Annotated in this window: 1 rRNA gene; it reads right to left on the reverse strand. The window is 48.9% G+C overall.

Going from position 1 to position 895, the window contains the following annotated elements:
• A 23S ribosomal RNA gene (locus ACGHEH_RS21640) occupies positions 1-895 on the reverse strand; the annotation flags it as partial.

Raw genomic sequence — 895 nt, forward strand, 5'->3', positions numbered from 1 at the left:
GTATGCAGCCGTAGCTTCGGTGGTATGTTTAGCCCCGTTACATCTTCCGCGCAGGCCGACTCGACTAGTGAGCTATTACGCTTTCTTTAAAGGATGGCTGCTTCTAAGCCAACCTCCTAGCTGTTTTAGCCTTCCCACATCGTTTCCCACTTAACATACACTTTGGGACCTTAGCTGACGGTCTGGGTTGTTTCCCTCTCCACGATGGACGTTAGCACCCACCGTGTGTCTCCCGGATAGTACTTTACGGTATTCGGAGTTTGCAAAGGGTTGGTAAGTCGGGATGACCCCCTAGCCTTAACAGTGCTCTACCCCCGTAAGTATTCGTCCGAGGCTCTACCTAAATAGATTTCGGGGAGAACCAGCTATCTCCCGGTTTGATTAGCCTTTCACTCCAAGCCACAGGTCATCCCCTAACTTTTCAACGTTAGTGGGTTCGGTCCTCCAGTTGATGTTACTCAACCTTCAACCTGCCCATGGCTAGATCACCGGGTTTCGGGTCTATACCTTGCAACTGCACGCCCAGTTAAGACTCGCTTTCGCTACGGCTACCCTAAACGGTTAACCTCGCTACAAAATATAAGTCGCTGACCCATTATACAAAAGGTACGCAGTCACCCTCGAAGGGCTCCTACTGCTTGTACGTACACGGTTTCAGGTTCTATTTCACTCCCCTCACAGGGGTTCTTTTCGCCTTTCCCTCACGGTACTGGTTCACTATCGGTCAGTTGGGAGTATTTAGCCTTAGATGATGGTCCACCTATATTCAGTCAAAGTTTCACGTGCTCCGACCTACTCGATTTCACTTTAGATAAGTTTTTGTGTACGGGACTGTCACCCTGTATCGTCAAACTTTCCAGAATGTTCCACTAACTACACTAAAGCTTAAGGGCTA

It is taken from the genome of Pseudoalteromonas sp. MTN2-4 (assembly GCF_042848605.1).
GTDB lineage: Bacteria > Pseudomonadota > Gammaproteobacteria > Enterobacterales > Alteromonadaceae > Pseudoalteromonas.